Source organism: Chromobacterium sp. Panama (genome assembly GCF_003052555.1).
Classification (GTDB): Bacteria; Pseudomonadota; Gammaproteobacteria; order Burkholderiales; family Chromobacteriaceae; genus Chromobacterium.
This window is the reverse complement of the sequence record NZ_QARX01000001.1, coordinates 2,935,028-2,957,547: the sequence shown is the minus strand read 5'-3', so window position 1 is coordinate 2,957,547 and position 22,520 is coordinate 2,935,028. Positions and strand designations below refer to the sequence as shown.

General features: G+C 59.6%; 16 protein-coding genes. 11 read left to right on the top strand and 5 right to left on the bottom strand.

Translation table 11 applies throughout. The annotated features are described in order from the left end of the window. Positions 1–34: 34 nt before the first annotated feature. From DB032_RS13355 to DB032_RS24875, 5 genes are all read left to right on the top strand, one after another. On the top strand, positions 35–1,201 hold the full coding sequence (locus DB032_RS13355) for a tyrosine-type recombinase/integrase (protein WP_107799922.1): 1,167 nt from the start codon (positions 35–37) through the stop codon (positions 1,199–1,201). Positions 1,202–1,207: 6 nt separating this feature from the next. After that, positions 1,208–2,818: a hypothetical protein gene (locus tag DB032_RS23750; RefSeq protein ID WP_146176673.1), complete on the top strand. Its 1,611-nt coding sequence runs from the start codon at positions 1,208–1,210 to the stop codon at positions 2,816–2,818. Beyond that, positions 2,815–4,680, top strand: coding sequence for a tyrosine-type recombinase/integrase (locus tag DB032_RS13350; RefSeq protein WP_146176672.1), 1,866 nt, complete (start codon positions 2,815–2,817; stop codon positions 4,678–4,680). Before DB032_RS23750 ends, DB032_RS13350 begins: the two co-directional genes overlap by 4 nt. Next, complete coding sequence (locus DB032_RS24425) at positions 4,680–5,099, top strand: hypothetical protein (RefSeq protein ID WP_199225891.1); 420 nt, start codon at positions 4,680–4,682, stop codon at positions 5,097–5,099. The genes DB032_RS13350 and DB032_RS24425 overlap by 1 nt, the downstream gene beginning before the upstream one ends. A gap of 264 nt (positions 5,100–5,363) precedes the next feature. After that, positions 5,364–5,726 (top strand): helix-turn-helix transcriptional regulator, encoded by a 363-nt coding sequence (locus tag DB032_RS24875; protein WP_370445198.1) that lies wholly within the window; start codon positions 5,364–5,366, stop codon positions 5,724–5,726. On the opposite strand, the gene DB032_RS13335 is transcribed toward DB032_RS24875, so the two are convergent. Continuing rightward, positions 5,723–10,342, bottom strand: coding sequence for an NACHT domain-containing NTPase (locus DB032_RS13335; RefSeq protein ID WP_233246707.1), 4,620 nt, complete (start codon positions 10,340–10,342; stop codon positions 5,723–5,725). The genes DB032_RS24875 and DB032_RS13335 overlap by 4 nt on opposite strands. Positions 10,343–10,542: 200 nt before the next feature. Then, a complete protein-coding gene (locus DB032_RS13330) occupies positions 10,543–11,421 on the bottom strand; it encodes an HNH endonuclease (protein WP_146176671.1) in 879 nt (292 codons plus the stop codon). 280 nt (positions 11,422–11,701) lie between these two features. On the opposite strand from DB032_RS13330, the gene DB032_RS13325 reads away from it, so the two are divergent. The 4 genes from DB032_RS13325 (at position 11,702) to DB032_RS24805 (ending at position 15,883) form a co-directional block, all read left to right on the top strand. After that, positions 11,702–12,679 (top strand): RtcB family protein, encoded by a 978-nt coding sequence (locus tag DB032_RS13325; protein WP_304529382.1) that lies wholly within the window; start codon positions 11,702–11,704, stop codon positions 12,677–12,679. A gap of 144 nt (positions 12,680–12,823) precedes the next feature. Then, positions 12,824–13,648: a nucleotidyltransferase domain-containing protein gene (locus DB032_RS13320; RefSeq protein ID WP_107799918.1), complete on the top strand. Its 825-nt coding sequence runs from the start codon at positions 12,824–12,826 to the stop codon at positions 13,646–13,648. Between the two features lie 104 nt (positions 13,649–13,752). Then, complete coding sequence (locus tag DB032_RS13315; RefSeq protein WP_107799917.1) at positions 13,753–14,385, top strand: lytic polysaccharide monooxygenase auxiliary activity family 9 protein; 633 nt, start codon at positions 13,753–13,755, stop codon at positions 14,383–14,385. Positions 14,386–14,452: 67 nt separating this feature from the next. After that, the gene (locus DB032_RS24805; RefSeq protein WP_107799916.1) at positions 14,453–15,883 is read left to right on the top strand and encodes a glycosyl hydrolase family 18 protein; all 1,431 of its coding nucleotides are present in this window, start codon (positions 14,453–14,455) and stop codon (positions 15,881–15,883) included. A 66-nt stretch (positions 15,884–15,949) separates the two neighbouring features. Here DB032_RS24805 and DB032_RS13305 read toward each other — a convergent pair whose 3' ends face one another. Both DB032_RS13305 and DB032_RS13300 read right to left on the bottom strand, forming a co-directional pair. Continuing rightward, a complete protein-coding gene (locus tag DB032_RS13305; RefSeq protein ID WP_107799915.1) occupies positions 15,950–16,984 on the bottom strand; it encodes an ABC transporter substrate-binding protein in 1,035 nt (344 codons plus the stop codon). Between the two features lie 395 nt (positions 16,985–17,379). Continuing rightward, on the bottom strand, positions 17,380–17,964 hold the full coding sequence (locus DB032_RS13300; protein ID WP_233246706.1) for a cupin domain-containing protein: 585 nt from the start codon (positions 17,962–17,964) through the stop codon (positions 17,380–17,382). Positions 17,965–18,102: 138 nt separating this feature from the next. Here DB032_RS13300 and DB032_RS13295 point away from each other — a divergent pair, with 138 nt between their 5' ends. After that, positions 18,103–20,058 (top strand): FAD-dependent oxidoreductase, encoded by a 1,956-nt coding sequence (locus DB032_RS13295; RefSeq protein ID WP_107799914.1) that lies wholly within the window; start codon positions 18,103–18,105, stop codon positions 20,056–20,058. A 37-nt stretch (positions 20,059–20,095) separates the two neighbouring features. On the opposite strand, the gene DB032_RS13290 is transcribed toward DB032_RS13295, so the two are convergent. Then, the gene (locus tag DB032_RS13290) at positions 20,096–20,977 is read right to left on the bottom strand and encodes an NAD(P)H-dependent oxidoreductase (RefSeq protein WP_107799913.1); all 882 of its coding nucleotides are present in this window, start codon (positions 20,975–20,977) and stop codon (positions 20,096–20,098) included. Between the two features lie 94 nt (positions 20,978–21,071). Here DB032_RS13290 and DB032_RS13285 point away from each other — a divergent pair, with 94 nt between their 5' ends. Further along, positions 21,072–22,007: a LysR family transcriptional regulator gene (locus DB032_RS13285; RefSeq protein ID WP_107799912.1), complete on the top strand. Its 936-nt coding sequence runs from the start codon at positions 21,072–21,074 to the stop codon at positions 22,005–22,007. Positions 22,008–22,520 lie beyond the last annotated feature (513 nt).

Genomic DNA, 22,520 nt, shown 5'->3' with positions numbered 1-22,520 from the left:
CTTGGTGGGATGCACGTTTGCTTGGGGCAGAGTTGTGAACCTCTTCTTAAGCGATTCACGGTTCGAAGTCGGTGGTCAGCCCTACAAAGGCTTCCCAATCCTTATCGACGCCAACGGAGCAGTTGTGGAAGTGGCGCTCCAGTTCTTTGTCGACGAACTTCTTGGTAAAGCTGGCGCGCGAGACGAAAAAACCTGGGAGTCCTACGGCCGCCACCTCTATGACTACTTCGGCTATCTAGAGGCGAAAGGGCTTCGCTGGGACTATATCCCGGGAACGATGAGCGGTGATGTTGCACCGTTGGCGCATTACGTTCGTTGGTGTGACAAGACGGTCGGAAACAAGCCCGGTTACATCAATGACAAGGTCGGTCTTATTAGACGCTTCTATCTCTGGGCCTGGCGAGAAGGTCTTGTTGATGAGCTTCCTTTTCAGAACATTGAGGTGGTGTCGTCACATCGAGATGGAATGCTGAGCCACACGTCGGGCCGTGCAGGGAAGCGCCAAACGACTGACTTGCATATGCGCGAAGCAGATGAGCCATTGGTTGTACTCTCGAGAAACCAGATTGATGCGGCGTTGAGCGCCGTATCAAATCCCACCCACCATGTAATGCTCCACCTTGGTCTCAACGCGGGACTTCGTGCAGAAGAGATTATTACGTTTCCATCCAGATACGTGGTGGATTGCAGTAAGTTGTCCGCAAAGGTCAAATCGGTCGCTGTGTATCTGAATCCACGTGATATGGCAACGAAGAACGATAAGCCGAGGATTGTGCGGATTTCGGTCCCTTGCATGAACCGCCTCTGGCAGTATCGAGAGGCTGTCCGACCAGAGCTGGAAAAAGTTGGAGATTCGAAATCTCCTAATCTGTTCCTCACGCGTTTTGGCAGGCCATTCGCAGCTGATGGCCTAGTCGCACCGTTGAGCCGACTCGGCAAGCGTTTGGGATTCCACATTCATCCTCATATGCTGCGGCACACTTTTGCGACCCATACACTGGCTGCGTTGGAGGACTTAAAGCGGGCTAAACGGCTGAGGGGGTCGCCTATCGTGATTCTGATGGGCTTACTCGGTCACTCCTCGGTTACGATGACGTCACGCTACCTTCACTTTCTGGATGCCATAGATGATGCATACGGGACGCGGTACCAGTCCGAGATAGATTCACTGGTTCTGGACTACTTAGAAAAGCAAAAGTAAGTGTAGATGGCCAAGAAAAAAGATTTTGGGATTGGCGGCCCCCTGCCGGCACCTGTAATTCCTATCTCTGTCGCAAGGGCGGTCAGTATCGCTAGTTCTGCCAAGTTTTCGATTCCGCTTCCGGATGGCCGAGAACAGGAGGCGGATTTCTCACCATATCTTGGCCGAGGCTTCGACGATACGGTATTTGGAATTGTGGGAGTTCTCACCGCGATGGTGGCTGCTGGGCGACCTGAGCCGCGGACATTGCAGACTATAGTAAGCAGCGGTTTGGCAAATTGGTGGCAGTTCTGCTGTGAACTAACAGAGCAAGGAAGACCGCCTGCGCTCTCCAGTATCAACCTTTCGCTTATGGAGGAGTATGCTGGCTGGCTGACTATGCAAGTAAAACCTGACGGTGAACGTTGGGCGAAGAATACAGCTCGGACCAATTTCTCAAAAACAAAGACTGTCCTTGCTGAACTCGCGCGACGAAAGCTCCTGTTGGACTCCGACATTTTCCCGCGCAATCCCTTCCCTGGAGCTACAGGGCTTCAAAATAGGAGGGGATATATCCGTCCTTTATCGGATGGCGAAAGGGAACGCCTCATACAGCCCCTTGCGTTCGAGGTATCTCAGGTCTTTGACGGCACGCATCCTGGAAGCCTGCTCACACGTCTGGCTTTGTGCGTTTTTGCAGTATTTCTTAAGACTGGGGTTAACGCTACGCCTTTCCTGGAAATCCCAAGGGACTTGTCCCGCTGTTTTTTGGACCACCCCCGCATCAATCGCAAGATACTTGTGATGTTTAAACGCCGCGCTGGGGCATTTACGACGACCCCTCTGGAATCTTCCGAAACCAAAGTCGTTTCCTTGGACGTGTACAAGCTCTGCCAGCGTGCAATTGAATTGACGGAGGGTGAGGCAAAAGCAGCGATAGGAACGGCACTCGAAGGGAGATTGTGGCTGTACCGCCTGACAGATGGGAGGCTGCGCACTTTGAGCACTCAAGAGCTTAGCAGAGTAGCGGACACATTCACGGAACGGCATCAGCTACTACGAGACGATGGAACGCGCCTTAAGATGAGCAGTCAGCTATTCCGGAATACCAAACTTAACAGGGTTTGGCGAGCGTCCAATGGTGATTTACTTGCGACCGCTAAGAGTGCATCGAATACGCCCGCTGCTGCGGAGCGATACCTTTCCGTGACGCCTAACATGCTGGTGGAACATCGCTTGGCGGGCGAGGTTCTGGTTGCGACGTTATCGGAAGGTGGCCATCACGAAAACACTCCGCATTCTGGATGCCGCGACACGTTGAATGGTGAGTTTGCTCCAAAAAATGGTCAACACTGCGTTGATTTCCTTTCTTGCTTTCGTTGCAAATCCCAGGTCATAGTTCAGGATGACTTATATAAACTCTTTAGTTTTTATTGGGCGGTGTTGGAGCAGCGAGGCCGTATCGGTGCAGATAACTGGAAAAAACTCTTCGCCTGGATTGTTCGAGTGATTGACAGGGATATTGCCCCCGGATTTGACGCTCAAGTGGTCGAATTTGAGAAACAGCGTGCTCGTGTAGAACCTCATCCGATGTGGAGGTCGAGTACGGTGCTGTCAGCTTTGAGTTCTGTTCTATGAGTGAGTTGTCTTACCAGAATCATAGTGCTCCTATGCTTCACCGCAGCGAGCGTGATTTACTCGTTATGACCTATGTAAAGACGGTCGATGGCTCATTCTTGCCCCTGTCGTACTACGGCGATATGGTTTGGGACTACACGCCATACTTTCCGCATGCTGCTCGAGGAAAATGGGACAAGGTAATTCAATGGCAAAAGACTCCACCAGAGTGGATAGAGTCTCTGAAAGGGGTGATTTCTGCCTTTACCTATCGCAAACCACCAGGCGGGGTTCAATTGGACCCAGCGACCATCCCCAAGCGGACCATTACGTTGAACGCATTCGTTAAGTGGTGTAGTGCATCAGGTATTCAACGGTTCCAAGATGTACGAGCGTTTGATATAGCTCGTTACCTCCAGAAATTGCGCGATGATGGTGTTGTAGACCGCACTCTGGCCGGGCATATTTCCATCCTGAGGCGAGTGCATGAAATGCGAGCGTTCATGGTCGACAGTCTTACTGCTGAGGCCGCTGACGCACTGCGTTTCGACCAGGTAGGCGCTCTCTGGGAGCCCTGTGCGGCTGAAGAGAGGCGTACGGAGTTAATTCCTTTGCGGGATGCCGCACGACTATTCAGCGCAGCGCTAGCGCATTTAAACAAGGCCAAAGATATACTGCGCCTTCGGGACGACCTAAATGCTGACTGGTGCGTAGCCAGCACGCGAGTCAGCCGTAAACACTGGGGCAACACCTTTAAGAAGCCACGGGTCCAACAAGTTGGCTTCAAAGATGCTTACGAGTTTGAATCGGCGTTAGCCGACCTCCGTACGGCAGCTTACATTGTGCTCGCACAGTCTACCGGCTGCCGAGTACATGAGCTTGGTGACATCCGAGTTGGCTGTATCTATTCAGAGGTCATCGATGGCGAAACATATTGGTGGCTTAAATCAGCAACTCGAAAGATTGGTGATGGACCTGAGCGATGGCTGGCACCCGAGGTTGCGCAAAGGGCAGTGACGATACTGGAACGGCTTTCCGAGCCGTTGAGGCAGCGAGTAGCAGATGAATTGGCCATGGTTGAGCGTGAGTATCTGGCGGCTGAATCGGAAAGAGAACGTGTTCGGCTGGCGGTTCGCCTCTTGGAGCTCAAGAGGAACTCGACCCGTCTTTTTTTGAGCGAATCGCCGAGAGGTGCGGTATCCACCGATACTAAAGCCCATAACAAGCAGCTTCAGGCGTTTGCTCGGAGGAAGGGAATACATTTTGAGTTGCCTCTTTCGACTCACCGCTTTCGAAGGACCTATGCAGTAATCGTGGTTCACCTGAACAAAGGTTCACGTATTGACTTGGTTGCACTACAGCACCACTACAAACATTCATCGGTGTTGATGACGGAGTGGTACGCGGCCCTGCCGGAAACAGATAAGGAGCTGTATGAGCTCATCGAGGACGAAACGAACTATTTCGACCTGGCCTTAGTTGACCACTGGATGGAGGCGGCGACACCGCTGGCTGGAGGCCTCGGAAAGCGCATCAAGGCCTATCCAGGGCGGCACCACCAGCCGATGTTTTTCAAGAGCCGTCGTGCTTTCGTTGAAAGCATCCGCGAGGGGCTGAATATTCGGAGTACCGGCCATAGCTGGTGTTTGGCAGAGGCACGAGACTGCGGTGGGCGCGGGTTGTTTGAAGCACCAAGATGCGGCGACTGTGCTAATGGTGTGATTGATGACCAGTTCTCGGACATCTGGCGGAACATCAGGGCACAGCACATTGAACTCGTCGGAATGCCGGACATCGGTCCCGGTGGGCAAGAAAAAGCAAGGAGGGGCCTTGCTGTTGCCGACGCCGTCCTTTCACAACTAATTCCGAATGAAAATATTTGATGTCTGAAAGTCAAGAAACCAGAAAACGAATCTCCCTTGCGTTCAAAAAGCTAAGGCGAGATGCAGGTGCCCAAGGTAAAGGGCCGTCTATCAGCGCAGTAGCTAGGGAGGCAGGTGTAAGCCACACGCTCATCCACACCAAATACCCCGACATCGCTGAGGAAATCCGGGTGGCAGGCGGAAGGGGACCCAAGCAGCAGTTGGAGAGGCAGCGCGAGAACCTCCGGGTTGCTGAGGAACGCACGGGTCAGTTGAGGGATGAACTCGCCGACGTTAGAAAGCTCAACCGCGGCCTGGCCAGCGAGAACGCGAGGCTGACGCTACTAGTGAAACGTCTCGAGAAGGAAATAGCCGCCCTTGAGGCTGGCGCAGTCCCGCTGCGTTTGAGGCGCGCGCGGGAGGGGGATATATCAACATAAGACGCTGCTAATGTGGAATTGTATGTATCTCGGACAGCCCCTCTCTACAGAAACACTACGCTCGGGGCATGCAACCGAAAATGCGGCTACCCCTTCGCCTTCATCAACTTGTATGTACCACGGGCCATCGGTGCGGGCCTGCGTTAACGGTTATCCTGGTAAAGGACTACACACAGAATATTGCCATGCGTACGCACATTACTCCATTGCAACAACAGGCAAAAAAATGCCCTTTACTGTTGATAATCGTGGTTAAAAGGAATAATGTTGCCGGTTGTTGCGGGCAGTTTTTGGGAGGCATGTATGGCGATGAACAACGTGCAAAGGCATCAAACGGTGAGCGAAATGGAGGTAGAGTTGGGGGGGCGATTGAAGACCCTTCGTATACATCGGAACCTCGACCAAGCAACGCTTGCAGAGCGTGCGGGTATCAGCGTCCGTACGTTGCGGAATCTGGAAGCCGGCTGTGGCTCGTCGCTACGAACGTTCATTCAGGTTGTTCGTATCTTAGGTCGGGAGTCGTGGTTTGAGACGATTGCTCCCATTCCAAGTATTAATCCGCTCATGCTGACACGGACGGCGGCTCCCCGTCAGCGTGCCAGCAAAACCAAAAAGGAGGGTGACTAGACCAGCGCCTCAGTCCAAGCTAACTCATGATTGGGCTCTGGATGGCGTGTCTCATCAATTGGTCGCCCATCTTCCCGGCGCATGCACTCTAGGCACGCAAGCATACGACGCGCCCCTTCAGTTGCAGGCCCGTCCCCTCTTGTACGTTGATAAAGATGCTGCCTTAGTGGATTACACGCTTTCGGGGATACCTCGAACTGGTTTCCCCCCGCAGGGACCTTACGGGAAAACATACTCATAAGTAACCGATAAGCCGGCATGTCCGAATGATTTGCACGCCCGGCGTCTGCTGCCGCCAAGCCAATCTCCATTCGCGTCTCTTCAGCCGCACTCACTGCTGACAGCACTTTCCACGCCAAGGCATCTGCGAGAGGCGATGCATTTCTTCGACATGCATCCATCAACAGCGACAGGTGTTCTGGTGCGTTCTGGACTAGTCTTGCCACACTGGGAGCAATATGCTCGACAGTCCATTCATTCCTGCACCAGGAAAACAGCTTTCCTTCCGAAATCAGATTGGCAAACTCTGCGAAATGCTCAGAGGTGAGTGACGAAGTGAGGGCGTACACGAACTCGTCGGGAAGACAAGCTTTTGCCGAAAGGTCTGTCTCTAGTATCAACAAGGATGACCATGCATGTTTGCTCTTTATGTGACCAAGGGTTTGTATGAGATAGGAGGGGGGTGCAAACCGCTGTCCCTGGTTGAGATAGTATTCGAGCGGGGCACTTAAGAGCGTCAAAGGCTCCACGATGAACATGAACTGACACAACTCCCCAACTGCGTGGGTTGTCGATTGGTCAAGCCAAGTAGGGCTAGACTCGCGCTGATAGAGCGCCTCAAGCTCGCGGACCACGTTTGCATCCGAGAGACTCCATCCCTGCTTGATGAGGCCTTTTAGCGCATTAACAAAGTCAAAAGTGCCGAGTAGGCCACTGCCAAGGGCGCGGGTAACCGGCGCAATGCAGTCAGGGCTAGGAAGGTTGGCAAGGACCCTAGTAAGACGACCTAGCTGATATTTGGCCTGCTTCGCATTCCATTTTGGGTTGTGCTCTCTTTCGAGAAGTTGTCGGTCTAGTTCATCGTTAAGAACCTTGGATAGCGTCCGAGCAGCATCATCCGTTGCCGACTGATACTCCACGGACGGTTGCTGAAAGTTGAGTCCTGTCTCACTCCGGTGCTGGCCATCCTTGATGTCAGTGCTGACATTGCTGGATAGCGACTTTCTCTTGCTGTCCCATGGCAGGCACGCGATGTGCCCAATAGCTTCTGGCACCAAATCCATCGCACACGGATGTGACATGAACTGCAGAAGGCTGGGCAGCGAAGCCATTCCCCACTTGGCAAGCGCGGCAACCACATTGTTGCCCAGCATGGGGTTGTTTGGTCGTGGTCCTTCGTGACTTGTCAGCCATTCCTCTAGACGAGTTCGATAATTAGACCAAGCCTCAAGATGTCGGTGTAGAGCCTCTAGTAGCAGCGGCCCAAACTCTGCTGGTGCTACGTGGCTTGCAATGTTAGCGAGGAGTATGAATAGTTGGTCCTGAGGATTTCGCGACCGTTCCTCCTTGCCACTGAAAACAGCGAACAGTTGCCGAAACTCGTCAGGCGTCGGCAACCACTGATTCCCAGAAGAATGCCTTCCCGCATCTCGGGACACTCGGCGTAAGAGAACTTCTACGAGCTCCTCCGATTCCTCGTATGACGCATCACCGCCACGTTCTATGACGACGTTGAGCAGGTCGTATCCTGGTGCATGGGTAAGAAGAGCCCCAATCATCCGACCACGCTCATGTTCTGCATCAGTAAGCTTGTTACGCCGTTCTTCGCAATAGCGTAACCAAGCTACGATGTTTCTTTCTGTCTGGTGCCTGTTCGCGAAGGGGCCGACAACCTCTGCGCTTAACATTCTCGCTCCGCCCGCTTCAAGTGCGAGCCATGCTCGCTCGAAGGCGTTCTCCCGCACCTCGGGTGCTTCGTCGCGCAACACCTCGCCGACCCACTCGGGCGTCCGTATGGGGCCTCCAGAGAGCTCAATGGCAAGAGTCCGCAAAGGGTCCGGAGCATATTTGCGTGCGATAGCCACGAGCGACTCCGAATTTTCGCGTCCTTCTTCACTCCTTAGTTTGGCAAGGACGAGGTCTATCGCGACTGGTCCAAATTCGTCGGGGAGCACAAGAGCAAGCTGCAAGCGAATGTCATGCGAGACGTCGCTCACTCCAATCACTCGAAGCTGCTCGCGAATTTCGTGGTCTTTAACATCCTGTTCAAGTGCGTAATCGATGTAGTTTATTAAATCGCGACTGGTCTGCACCTCAAGTGGTGCAGAGAGCCATGCATTGACCGCTGCTGTCGATGCTGGGAAGTTCCAGAACAAAGCCGAGATAGCGGCTGCCCGAACATCCGGGGAGGCATCAGTGTGGGCGACCTCGACAAGAAAGTCGTAATTGTCGGGATTGTCCGCAATCTCGTGCATCAGTTCAGAACGCCGAGCCGGATGCCATCCACTGATGCGCTTTGCCGCTTGGGGACCAAGCTGAACAATCGACACCGGAGAACCGTTGAGCCTATGGGTATAAAGTCTGGTGTGCTGGTCATCACTCTCAAGGAGAGGCCATAGACTTTCCGCGAATGCGGGAAAGCGAGACGCAATCTGGCAAGCCGTGCCGAGGTTCTGTACCTCGCTGAGAGGGGACTTGTATAATTCGTTGATGCGTGAGACCAACTGGCGATAGAGGGTAGGGTCATCGGTCTCTCCAAACGCACTCAAGCCTGCTAAGTCGCTCGCGTAGGACAGGTCGACTGCTGCCGCTGCACGGACTAGCCTGACCCGGGCGGCGACAGCGCCTACCGGGGGCTTGAGATTTTCGGCCACGAGCGCTACAGAGTCAGCCCACGCAGGCTTATTGACCGCATCCTTGAGTAAGTCCACCGACTCGCCTTCTGTCGTGCAGATGTGAAGCAAGCGTGATGCTGCAAAATACTCCTGAAACCGTTGGTGTGCGAATCGCACTAAACCGTCCTGGGTATGCAAGACGTGTTGGCTGGAGAGAATATCCAATATGGTTGCAGGTGCCGGAGCCGGGCCAAGAATATGCTGCGCGACCAAGCGGTTTGCAGCTATGCCTATGGAAGATAGCGCATCTGCTATGGAAAGGTTTGTCGCCCCATGTACATTGAGCCTACAGGCAAGTTCTTCGAGATAGTGTTGCTGCAAGGAGAAGAGGGGAGCTTCCGCCAATATAAGCCTACGTTGGCCGTCCTTTTCTAGGTCGGTGATAACGGCCCCAAGAAGGTCGTACAAAGTGGCCGAAGCCTCGCCTTCCCCTTTGGCTTGCGCAATCAAGCCACGCAGAACTAGCGGACTCCTTGCTGCGTGACGCCTCCGGGTGTCCTTCGACAGAACATCAAGCAAGGAGTGCGCTGCTTTTTCGCCAAGTTCCGCGCGAATGACCGCAGACAGGCCTTGCCAGGTGAGGCCGCGAACGGCTACTCGACGTGCTGTTGGCAAGTTTGCTGTGTCATGGGGCGTTCGTGATGCTACAACCACCGCCAAGTCGGGGGCTGTGGATGTTAAGAAGTTGAAGAGGCTGTGACAGTACGCTTTTCGGTCCGCAGGAATCTCGTTCCACCCGTTGACTATTAACGCCAAGAAACCGCCCTTTGCGAATCGAGCAAGCTCTCCGGGAGATAAGCCAAGAGCCTGTGCTTGTGGGCTGCCTGCAATGTAATCAAGCATCCCCACGCGGGACTCTGCCCAAGGAGCTGCGTCGACGTATAGGGGGATACGCTGGCCTGCCTCGGGGGTACATAGCGAAGCCAGCTCAAGCAAGAACGTTGTCTTCCCAATGCCGCCATCGCCAAATAGCACGACTTTGGCGCCAGCTTCGATGTCCTTGACGAGTTGGGCGGGGTTAATCGGGCTAGCTGCTCGGTCATCACCAATGTTATGAACTTCAAGCGTAAGTGGAGCGAGGAACGCAGGCATTCTCCAGGTGGCACGGCCCGCCTCCTGTAGCTGTGCCGAAAGGGTCTGTAGGCGAACAATATCGGGCCTGGTAGGTGACGTGCGCAGTTCAGGGTGCTGCAAGGCGAGCACCCCAGCAGCGGTTCGCTTTACTAGGGCTTTATCGAGGGTTTGCCGGCCGTCCTCAGTCGCCTGAAGTTGCCCAGCGACAAGCGACACCACAAGGTTGAGAGGGCCTGATGCCAGCTTCCGACTCTCACCTGTGGCTTGTTCGTATTGTTTGGCAAGGTCATCAAGTGCATGCTCTGCAAGTTTTGGGTCATCTCCGCTGCTAGAAATAAGGACTTGAATGAACTGCTGTAAGCACTTGTCAGTTAATAGCCACTCGCGAAAGGAGTCACCCTGCAGACCTAAAGGAAGAGCTGATGGACTTTTGGTGAGCTTTTTCAACTCATCCTTGATGATGCGCTCAAGCGTCCCCTCTTTGGACAGGTCTTCGCCCTTCATCGCCCGGTCGCGCGCACGTATCCTGGCTATTTTGCCTTTGATTGCCTGCCATGCGACTGAGAGCAGCTTCCCAGCGAATGTCTTTGCGAGCCCTATAAACTCCACTCCCATCGTCTGCAGCCTTGTCTCCAATAATGTTGGCATTCTGACGGATACGCAGCTTTAATTGCTAGAATTTGTGTCTCATTACTCGGTCCGCCCACTCTTTAGGTGTTGAAGACTACTCCTAGAGCAGGCCGGTATATATTTCATCTGGCATCGTGGTTGGCATTCAAGCATAGTGATGTTTACATTGGTTTTGGCCGCAAGCCTTGAACGGCCTAGGCTGCGCTGCGGAACGAAAATTACGGAGCCAGTAGCGTTTCCTCAAAAGTCCTACGTGCAGCATCAATGACTATGAGCCGTCTGTGCTCGTTAGCCAACTGCAGTTCGGGCGCCGGTACGGTCAACGTAATCTCGAACAGAGGCTCGTTGAATAGCCGTACCCCAGTTATCAGATTGCCGTCGAGGGCTACGCAAGCGATGAGGTGATGTGTGTGTGGCACGCTCTTCTTACACAATGAACCTTCGAGCGGGCGTAAGCCCAGAGCCTCAAGCGCAGCAGAATTTGGCTCGGCATCAATCCAGCTGCGGTATCGCACGCCGGCGGCCGTCGAGAGGAATTCGTCTCCGACAGTCCAGACTGTTGCCAGATAAGCAATCTTCGTGAGGCCTTGCATGACTTCAGCCAAGTTGTGTTCGAACCTGCCGCGTATGGTCGGCTCGAGTGTCTTGGCTTCGTCAGGTTCAAGGATGTGTCCTTTCCGGTTCAAGTCCTTGGTAACGCGAGCCAACTCTGCTTTGGCATCTGCACCGAACCCTTTTATTGCGCGAATTTGCCCCGTCTCCGGGTCGGTCTCAACTGGTTTTTGAAAGCGCACAGCCATCGAATCAGCGCTTCCGACGATGTTCACTGCGGAGCCATCTGCGAGAAGGTTGCCTTTGGCTCTCCATGTGGCAGGCCTTGTTCTAGTTTGCACCCTGGCACGTGCTGCCAACATTCCCAGGATTGGTGAATTGATAAGGCGGCTGTCCACGGTCGAACCATACGTCGAGTTTCGCTTGGTATCCGCGGTTAGCGCAAAATCAGCCGGGCCGCCGAGTGCATCAGGCACAATGTGCTCACAGCTGGTGGCGATTTCGGAAATCGGCCGGCAGGTGTACGGGCAGAGTTTGTTGTTCATGTTGGGTTCTGTGTGCTTTTAAATATCCAAGAACGGTGCAGGAAAATAATCTTCTCTCTAAGTCTCTCCAGGATAAATTCTGAGACGACGCCCTACCCATGAGCAAGTTATCAAATCATAGGTTGCTCTGTCTTTTAATGAAGATGTAAGAGGTAACAATCATGGACAGAGTATCTATTGGTCACTGTCTCTTGGTTGAAAACTGTTACCTTGGCTGAGAGCCTCTCCCTCGCTAAAGTCTTTAAGGTAACAGTTACCACGTAGTAAGAGTGGGTGCGGCATGATGGCGGCGCGCACCACCTTGAGCGCCGCGGACCTGCCGGACCAGCTGGGCGGCTTGCGGAGCGCCATTGAAGCCGCGGTGCCGCACGGCCGCAGCGCCCCCCGCTCCGGCCGCGACAAAGGCGCTTGGCAGCGGCCGCCGGCCGGCGTGGACGCCGCCTGGGCGCGGCTGCTGCCGGGTTTCGACGCCATCGCGGCCAAATACCCCAAGCTGGCGAAAACCAATAACCACCTCCACCTGGGCACGCTGGGCACCGGCAATCACTTTGTCGAAGTGTGCCTGGACGAGGCGGACCGGGTCTGGTTCATGTTGCACTCCGGTTCTCGCGGCGTGGGCAACGCCATCGGCAATCTGTTCATCGAACTGGCCCAGGCGGACATGCGCGGGCATATCGCCAATCTGCCGCACCGCGAGCTGGCCTATTTCGAAGAAGGCAGCCGTCATTTCGACGACTACGTGGAAGCAGTGGGCTGGGCCCAGGACTACGCGCGCCAAAACCGCCTGTTGATGATGCGCCAGGCGGTGGACGCCGCCCGCGGAGTGATAAGCAAGCCCTTCGACGCCGAAGTGGAAGCGGTGAACTGCCACCACAACTACGTGCAGCGCGAGACCCACTTTGGCCGCGAGGTGCTGGTGACGCGCAAGGGCGCGGTGGCCGCCCACAAGGGCCAGCTGGGCATCATTCCCGGCTCCATGGGCGCCAAGAGCTTCATTGTGCGCGGCCTGGGCAATGAGGAAGCCTTCTGTTCCTGCAGCCACGGCGCCGGGCGCGCGATGAGCCGCTCCGAAGCCAAGCGCCGCTTCGACCTGGAAGACCAGCGCCGCGCCACCGCCCATGTGGAATGCCGCAAGGACGCCGAGGTGATTGATGAAATCCCGATGGCTTACAAGGACATCGACGCGGTGATGGCGGCGCAGTCCAGCCTGGTGGAGGTGGTGCACACCTTGCGCCAGGTGGTGTGCGTGAAAGGATGAGCGGCGGTTCATGATCGGGCGCGCGGCGGGGCGGGCCAGCGCGGGAGCGGTTTTTAAGCTTCTTTGCTAGCCGTCCGGCCTGCGCGCGGCGGACATTGAACAGCAGCTAAAGCAAGCCCCTAGGCAGGGCTGGAGACAAAGATAATGCGAGAATTTTTATTTCAACATCCGCTGGAAGACGCGATGCGCGAGCGGGTGCGGCGCGAACTGGACGCGCTGGAAGGACGGCACCGGGTGCGAGTGCTTTACGCCTGTGAATCCGGCAGCCGCGCCTGGGGTTTTCCGTCGCCGGACAGCGATTACGACGTGCGCTTCATCTACGTGCACGAGCCGGAATGGTATTTGCGCGTGATGCCGCAGCGCGACGTGATCGAACTGCCGATCAACGATGAGCTGGACATCAGCGGCTGGGAGCTGCGCAAGGCGCTGCGCCTGCTGCAAGGCTCCAACCCCACGCTGTGCGAATGGCTGCAATCGCCGCTGGTGTACCGGGCGGACCCGCAGGCGCTGCGGCTGCTGCGCGGCCTGGAGCCGGACTTCCGCTCCGACCTCAAATGCCGTTGGCACTACCTGGCGATGGCGCGCAAAAATTTCGACGCCCATCTGCAGGGCGACAGCGTGTGCCTGAAAAAATACCTGTACGTGCTGAGAGCCCTGTTGGCGGTGCGCTGGCTGGACGCTGGCCGCGGCATGCCGCCGACGCGTTTCGCCCAACTGGCCGCCGGCACCGTCGACGACGCCGAACTGGCCGCCGAGATCAACCGCCTGCTGGCGGTGAAGATCGCCTGCGGCGAGACCATGCGCGGACCGCGCCGCCCGCGGATCCACGCTTTCATCGAGCGGCAGCTGGCGGCGGCGGAACCGGCGCCGGCCCTGGCGCGGCCCAGCGGCGACAACGCGCGGCTGGACCAAGCCTTGTGGCGGCTGGCCAGGCCGCTAGACCATGAGCTGAAATTGGTGTCCAGCTGAAAGGACAGCATTGCGTATTCCATCGGGATAATAAGATGTGGGCGGCGGGCGGTCCGGACTTGCGCCGGACGCCGCCGTTCTGACATCAACCCGGGGGTATCCTGATGAGCTACACCAATGTCGAATCCAGGCCTGGCCAACAGCCGCGCCATGGCCAAGTGTTCAAGCCGGAATCGCGCGGCCAGTTCTGCGTGGACGGCGTCAACGCCCAATGCCCGCTGCAAAGCTGGCAGGTCAACGGCCTGGAAGGCGGCAAATTCTTCCCCGCCGGCGCGGGCGGCCTGCGCGACCCGCTGGCGCCGGACGACGTGGCCAATGTGGCCCCGCCGGCGGACGGCAAGATCGCCAGCGCCGGCCAGGCCTTCGCCGCGGTGCTGGACGAGCAGAGCGCCGAGCGTTGGCACAAGCACCCGGTCAAATCCGGTCAGGCGCAGGAATTCCATTGGAGCTATCACGCCGTCCACCTGACCCGGCGCTGGAACTACTTCATCACCAAGCCCGGCTGGAATCCCAACCAGCCGCTGAGCCGCGCCCAGTTCGAGTCCGAGCCTTTCTATAAAGTGGAACTGACCGCCCAGCCGTACTGGTCCCACGGCGCCGAACTGATGCCGCCGGACCCCACCATCCACAACGTCAGGCTGCCGGAGCGCCAGGGCTATCACGTGGTGCTGGCGGTCTGGGAAGTGGCCGACACCGGCAACGCCTTCTATCAGGTGATCGATTTCGACTTCAGCTGATCGACGCGCATCGCGCAAGGCGCGGCGGCCTGGGCCGCCGCTGTCGTCTCCATGAAAGGAAGGGCAGATGAATCAATTCGCCAAGCCGGAACGGCGCGCGCTGAGCGACGACGCCTCATTGATGCCGGAGATCGCGGGCAACTTCTTGATGGGCTTCTGGCACAACTGGCCGTCGGAGCCGGGCAACGGCTACCAGCGCGGCCAGTCCGCGGACCTGCCGCTGGCGGAAACCCCGGCCGACTACAATATCGTGGCGGTGGCCTTCATGAAGGGCGCCGGCATTCCCACTTTCAAACCCTACAATCTGAGCGATCAGGCTTTCCGCGAACAAGTGGGCGAGCTCAATCGCCAGGGGCGGGCGGTGCTGATCTCGCTGGGCGGCGCGGACGCCCACATCGAACTGCATGCCGGGCAAGAGCAAGCGCTGGCCGACGAAATCATCCGCCTGGTGGAAACCTACGGCTTTGACGGCCTGGACATCGATCTGGAGCAAAGCGCCATCGCCGCCGCCGACAACAGCGCGGTGATCCCGGCCGCGCTCAAACGGGTCAAAGACCATTACGCCGCCGAGGGCCGCGGCTTCATCATCAGCATGGCGCCGGAATTCCCCTACCTGAAGACCGGGGACAAATACGCGCCCTATCTCGCCGCGCTGGACGGCTATTACGACTTCATCGCCCCGCAGTACTACAACCAGGGCGGCGACGGCGTCTGGGTGGACGAGCTGAACGCCTGGCTGTCTCAGGACAACCAGGAGCAAAAAGAAGACTTTCTTTATTACCTGACCGATAGCCTGATCAACGGCAGCCGCGGCTTCCTGCGCATTCCGGCGGACAAGTTCGCCATCGGCCTGCCGGCCAACAACGACGCCGCCGCCACCGGCTACGTGGCGGATCCCGGCGCGGTGTACCGCGCCTTCAGCCGCCTGGCCGCCGACGGCAATCCCATCCGCGGCTTGATGACCTGGTCGGTTAACTGGGACGCCGGACGCGACGCCGGCGGCCGGCCGTACGACTGGGGCTTTGTCCGCGACTACGCCGAACTGATCCACGGCGAAAGCGGCGGCAACCGGCCGGGCGCGCCGCAAAACCTCAAGGTGGACAGCCGCAGCGACACCGCCATCAGCCTGAGCTGGGACGCCTCCCAGGGCGGCGAACAGCCGGTGGCGCATTACCAGCTGCACCGCGACGGCCAGCCGGCGGGGGAGACCAGCGCGCTCAACTACCTGGACAGCGGCCTGCGGCCCGGCACCGCCTACCGTTATTTCGTCACAGCGCTGGACGCCGCCGGCCACGCCTCCGGCCCCAGCAACAGCGTGAGCGCCAGCACCGGCGGCGGCGGGCCGGAGCCGGAGTTTCCGGAGTGGTTGAACGAGCACGACTACCAGGTGGACGACGGCGTCAGCTACCAGGGCCAGCTTTACCGCTGCCTGCAAGCGCACCGCTCCAACCCCGGGTGGACGCCGGACGTGGCCTTCACCCTGTGGCGGCTGGCCTGAGCCTAGCCTGGCGGCCCGCCGCGGCGGCGGCGGGCCGATTAAAGTTTGCGGGGTGAGCGGCGCCGCTTACGGCCGCTTGGCCGCCCAACTGGCGAAGCGCTGCTCCAGCGCCTCGCCGTGATCGGTCCAGAAGGCGGCGTCCATCGCCAGCGAGCCGGCCATATTGGCCGGGTGGCTGGGCAGCTCGGACTGAACCGCCGCCGGCAACAGGCTGAGCGCCTTGCGGTTGCTGGGGCCGTAGGGCATCTGCTCCGAATACAGCTTTTGCTGCTCCGGCCGGCTGGCGAAGGCGATGAACTTCAGCGCCTCGTCCTTGTTGGGCGAGCCCTTGGGAATGGCCCAGTAGCTGAACTCGCTGATATTGTTGCGCCACACCATGCGCAGCTTGCGGCCCTCGCGCCGCGCCAGGCTGATGCGGCCGTTGTAGGAAGAACTCATCACCACGTCGCCGGACAGCAGGTATTGCGGTGGCTGCGCGCCGCTTTCCCACCACTGGATATAAGGTTTGAGCTGATCCAGCTTGCGAAAGGCGCGGTCCACCCCGGCCGGCGTGGCCAAGGTTTTGTAAACCTCGGCCGGCGGCACGCCGTCCGCCAGCAGCGCGATCTCCAGCGTGTAGGGCGCGCCGCGGCGCAATGCCCGCTTGCCCGGAAAACGCTTCACGTCCCAGAAATCGCGCCAGCTTTGCGGCGCGGTTTTCAGCTTGTCCTCGTTGTAAGCCAGCACCATGGAGGCCAGGAACATGCCGATGGCGCAAGGCTGGGCCGCGCCGGGCACAAAGTCCGCCTTGTCGCCTATCCGCCGGTAATCCAGCCTCTCCAGCAAGCCCTCCTCACAGCCGCGCCCCTGCGCCGCGGCGTCCACCTCCACCGCGTCCCAGCGCGAGCGGCCGGTGGCCGCCATCGCCTTGATCTTGGCGAACTCGCCGTTCCAGGCGTCCGCGACGATGCGCACGCCGCTTTGACGTTGATAGGGCGCGTAATAGGCGCGCGATTGCGCCGCCTGGTTCTCGCCGCCGTAGGACACCACCACCAGTTGGTTGGCGGAGGCGACGCCGCCGGCCAGCAGGCAGGCGGCGATGCTCAGATGCGTCAATTTCATGATCGGTCTCCTCTGATGCTGCGTGGCCGGCTTATCCGCGCCGGCCGGGACAGTCTAGGAAACGATCAAAAAACTGTAAAATTTATTTTGATTTTATTAAAAAACTGTTGCGGCATCGGCAGGCTTTGGCGGGCCGGGCGCTGCGCAAGCCCGCGCGGGAAAAAACGAAAGCCGCTGAGGGAGCGGCTTTGCTTGGGGGGTATTTCGACGCGGTACTCGCCGTGCAACGCTTCACGACGCACATTAGATCGCAAACAGGCTCTTCAAAGTCTCGCGAGCAAGAGCGAGACAAGGCGAAAACGGGCGAAAAAGCGGAATGTACACGTGCTACATGCGCATTCTGAAGATGGTTTCAACGCCGTATCGCTGAAGCGCAGCAGACTTTGGCCTGGTTCTCAGAAGCTGGGCGGAGTAATCACCCATATCACGATGGTCTCGCCGCTGCCCGGATTGCGGTAGCGGTGCGGCTCGCTGCTGGAATAGGCGAAGCTGTCGCCCTGTTCCAGATGAAACTGGCGCTCGCCCACAAACAACTCCAGCGATCCCTTGAGCACAAAGCCGGCTTCCTCGCCGTTGTGGCTGTAGCCCTCGTCGCAGCTGGCGCCGGGAGGAATCAGGCAATGGATCATCTCCAATTGGCGCTGGTTCTTGGGCGTCAGCAAATGGTCGACGAAACCGCTCTGGTAATCCAGCCGCGGCCGCTGATCGCGGCGCACGATGTAGTCCTTCTCGTCCTCGGCCTGCTCGGCGGCGCCGTTGAAAAACCACTGCACCGTCACGCCCAGGCTGCGGGCGATATTCACCAGCGCGTTGATGGACGGCTGGGCCAGCTCGCGTTCGATCAGGCTGATGTGGCCCACGGACAAGCCGCTGGTTTCGGCCAGCCGGCTCAGCGTCAGGCCCTGGCGTTTGCGCAGTTGTCGGATGCGGGCGCCCAGCTGCAGCGGGGCGTCGGCGGCGGATGTTGCGTTTTTGCTCACGATGAAATCCTGTGCCGCGGCGTGTGTTCGCGGTTCTGACTTGTATTTTATTAAAAAAATTTGCAATAAATTTTAATTTAAGCAAAATCAAACTGCCATAGAGCTGGCGTCCGCCAAACCCGATCAAAGGTCCACGCGATGAGCACCTTGTTCCCCTTGCTGTTCTCCCCGCTGCGCATCGGCCCGGCGCTGCTGAAGAATCGTATCATGTCCACCGGCCACGACACCGTGCTGCCGGTGGACGGCCGGGTCAGCCCGGCGCTGGTGGCCTACCACCGGGCGCGGGCGCGCGGCGGCGTCGGCCTGATCGTGCTGCAAGTCTCCGGCGTCCACGAAACCGCGCACTACACCTCGCACGCCCTGATGGCCACCGACGACAGCTGCGTGCCCGGCTACCGGCAACTGGCCGAGGCCGTGCACGCCGAAGGCTGCAAGCTGTTCGCCCAGCTGTTCCATCCCGGCCGCGAAATCATGGAAAGCGCCGACGGCCTGCTGAGCGTGGCCTACGCGCCTTCGGCGACCCCCAGCGAGCGCTTCCACGTGCAGCCGCGCGCGCTGAGCCGCGAAATGATAGATGAAATCATCGCCGGCTACGGCGCGGCCGCAAGGCGGCTGCGCGCCGCCGGCGTGGACGGCGCCGAGATCGTCGCCAGCCACGGCTATCTGCCGGCGCAATTCCTCAACCCGCAAGTCAACCGCCGCCAAGACGGCTACGGCGGCGGCGACGCCGGCCGGCTGCGCTTCCTGCGCGAAGCGGTGGCCGCCGCCCGCGCCGGCGGCGGGCCGGGCTTTGTGGTGGGCCTGCGCATCTCCGCCGGCGAGGAAGAAGGCGAGGGCATGGACGCCGAGCGGGCGCTGGCGGCCACGCGGGCGCTGGAGAGCGAACTGGACTACGTCAGCCTGGTGGCCGGCAGCTCCGCCACCCTGGGCGCCGCCATCCACATCGCGCCGCCGATGGCGCTGCCGGCCGCCTATTTGGCGGCGCAGGCGGCGCGCTTCAAGCGCGCGCTCAGCATCCCGGTGCTGCTGGCTGGGCGCATCAACCAGCCGCAAGAGGCCGAGCAAGTGCTGGCCGGCGGACAGGCCGATGCTTGCGGCATGACCCGCGCGCTGATCTGCGACCCGGAGCTGCCGGCCAAGGCCGAGCAGGGCCGGCATGAGGACATCCGCGCCTGCATAGGCTGCAACCAGGCCTGTATCGGCCGCTTCCACCGCGGCCTGCCCATCTCCTGCATCCAACACCCGCAAAGCGGCCGCGAACTGGAATACGGCGAATTGCGGCCGGCCGCCGCGCCGCGGCGAGTGCTGGTGGCCGGCGGCGGCCCGGCCGGCATGAAGGCGGCGGTGATCGCGGCGCAGCGCGGCCACCAGGTCAGCCTGTACGAAGCCGGCCCGCAACTGGGCGGCCAGGCGCTGCTGGCGCAACTGCTGCCCGGCCGCGCGGAATTTGGCGGGCTGATCACCAATCTGGAACGGGAACTGCAACTGGCCGGCGTGGAAGTGAGGCGCAATGTCAGGGTGGACCGCGAACTGGTGCGGCGGCTGGCCCCGGACGCGGTGGTGGTGGCCACCGGCGCGCGGCCGCGCTGGCCGGCGCTGGAAGGCGGCGGCGCCATGCAAGTGCTGGACGCCTGGCAAGTGCTGCGCGGCGAAGCAGTGCGGGGCGGCAAGGTGCTGGTGGCGGACTGGCGCTGCGACTGGATCGGCCCCGGCATCGCGCTGCGGCTGGCCGCCGCCGGCCACCAGGTGAGGCTGGCGGTCAACGGCACCCATGCCGGCGAAGCGCTGCAAATGTATGTGCGCGACCACCTGGCCGGCCAACTGCAACGCGCCGGCGTGGCGGTGACGCCGTACGCGCGCCTGTACGGCCACGACGACGACAGCGTGTACTTGCTGCACACCGCCAGCGAGGAGGCGATGGTGGAGAGCGAAGTGGACTGCCTGGTGCTGTGTCAGGGGCACCAGGCCGAGGACGGTTTATGGGAGGAGCTGAGCGGCTGCGGCGCCGAACTGCACGCGATAGGCGATTGCCTGGCGCCGCGCACCGCGGAAGAAGCCGTTTATGAAGGCATGCGGCTGGGCTGGCGTTTGTAGCCGCCGTCAGCCGGCGATATGCGCCGTCAGAACCTGTTCAAAGTCTCGCGAGCAAGGGCGAGACAAGGCGAAAACAAGCGAAAAAGCGGAATGTGCTGTACATGAGCATTTTGAGCTTGTTTTTAACGCCGTATCGCTGAAGCGCAGCAGACTTTGAACAGGTTCTCAGGCCGCTGGCGTCGGCGGCTACCTGTTCGCCCAAAGTATGGCCGTCCGGGTAATCGCCGCCGTTCTGGCGGCGGAAGGGAATGGGCGCTTCGTCGAACACCCCAAGCAGCCTTTGCCGCCAGGCGTCCTTGGCCGCGTCCATATCGGCGGCGGAAAGACGGTTGGCGTCGTACACCGCATGCGTGGGCAGCACCTCCATGCCGGGGTAGAACAGGCAGCCGTGTGTCACAGGAAACAACAGTTGCTCCAGCGGCCCGTTGATGCCGCGCGGGCCGTAGTCCCGCTCCTGTCCGCCCACCATCGCGGCCAGCATCGCGCGTTTGCCGCTCAGCGCGCCGTCGCCGTAGCGCCAGCGATTGCCCTCGTTGCGGTAGCCATAGGCGAAGCCGTAAGCGTAGACTCGGTCAAACCATCCCTTGAGCAAGGCGGGCAGGCCGTACCACCATAGCGGAAACAGCATGATCACCAAGTCCGCCGCCAGCAGTTTTTGCTGTTCGGCCGCCACATCGGCGCTCTGCCGGCCGTTGGCGTAAGCGTGCTGGGATTCGGAGATCAGGAACAGCCGCTGCGGATTGAGCCGGTCCGGGAAATCCTGCGCGTCGGCGCCGGCTTTCCAAGCCATTGCGTAGAGGTCGGACTCCATCACGCGGTAGCCCTGTTGTTGCAAGGTTTGTCGCGCCAGCGCGGCGAATTGGGCGGTCAGCGACGCCGGGTCCGGGTGGGCGTGGATGATGAGAGCTTGTCGGTTCATGCGGCCTCCAAGAGTTTCACGGTGGAAAGCCGCCAGTCTGACGCGCGGTCAACTATTCGTGAAATCACGGTTTTTATTGCTTACTATTCATCAGATGGATACCAAACGACTCGACCTCAATCTGCTGGTAACGCTGGAAGCCTTGCTGGTGGAACAGAACGTGACGCGCGCGGCCGCGCGGCTGAGCTTGAGCCAGCCGGCGGTGAGCGCGCAATTGAACCGCCTGCGCGAGTTGTTTGACGACCCGCTGCTGGTGGCCGTCCACCGCGGCATGTATCCCACGGCCAAGGCGCTGGAAATGTTCGAGCCCTTGCGCAAGGCGCTCAACGAAGTGCGCGCCACCGTGGCCGGACATCAGGATTTTGAGCCGGCCAGCGCGGACCTGACCGTGGCCATCGCCTGCACCGATTACCTGCAAGCCGCGTTGCTGATCCCGCTGGCGCGGGAACTGCGCAAAAGCGCGCCCGGCGTGAGGGTGGCGGTGCGCGCGCTGGACCTGCACCGGCTGGAAGCGCAACTGGAGCAGGGCGATCTGGACCTGGCGCTGCTGACCCCGCCGGCCGCCCCGTCCAAGCTGCAAAGCTGCCGTCTATTTGACGAACACTATGTGCTGATAGGCCGCCGCGACCACCCCACCCTGAAAGAAGGGCTGAGCGTGGAAGAATACGCGGCCTTGGACCACGTCATTGTGTCCTTGGACGGCAACGGCTTCTTCACCCCGGTGGACCGCACGCTGGCGGCGCTGGGCCTGCGCCGCAACGTGGCCTTGTCCGCCGCGTCCTTCCTGTTTGTGCCGGAAATGGTGGCCCAGTCCGACTTTGTCGCGCTGGTGCCGCAGCGCCTGGTGCAAGACCGCGGCGACGCGTTGAAGCAAGTGGAGTTTCCGCTGCCCACCGAAAGCTTTGAAGTGGGCATGGCCTGGCACGACCGCACCCAGCAGCACCCCGGCCATCGCTGGATGCGGGACTTCATCATCACCCTGGTCAATGCGCAGGCGGGGTTGGCGGCGGATGCGGTGCCACTCTCTTAGACCCGCTAACCAAACCCCTGATCCTGCGTTGCGCCTCCTTGCCGTACGACTTGTACGGCCTGCGTCGGCGCGCCTTGGCTCAGGCTCTCTGCGAGGTTTTGTTAGCGGCTCTTAGAACCGGTTTACGATCTGCTGCGCGTCGTGAGACGTGGCACGGTGAGTACCGCTTCGCAATGCTCATGTACCGCGCGTACATTCCATTTTCTCAGCCGCAACGCCTTGTCTCGCCTTAGCTCGCGAGATCGTAAACACGTTCTTAGAACCGGTTACGTTCCGCTGCGCTAATGGCTTGTTCCTGCCGGGGCCGGCGGCTGGTGGGTATCGCCTGCGGCTCCACCCACCCTACCCATGACGAGCGGCCGCGCGTAGGGTGGGTGGAGCGTAGCGATACCCACGCGGAACCCCGCTGCGCCGCACAAGATGATGGCGGCGATCCACCTTACCGGATGCCGCCGGCTTGACGCCCTCCCGCTCCTCCCCAACAATAGCCCCCGCGCCGCAGCAATCGCGGCG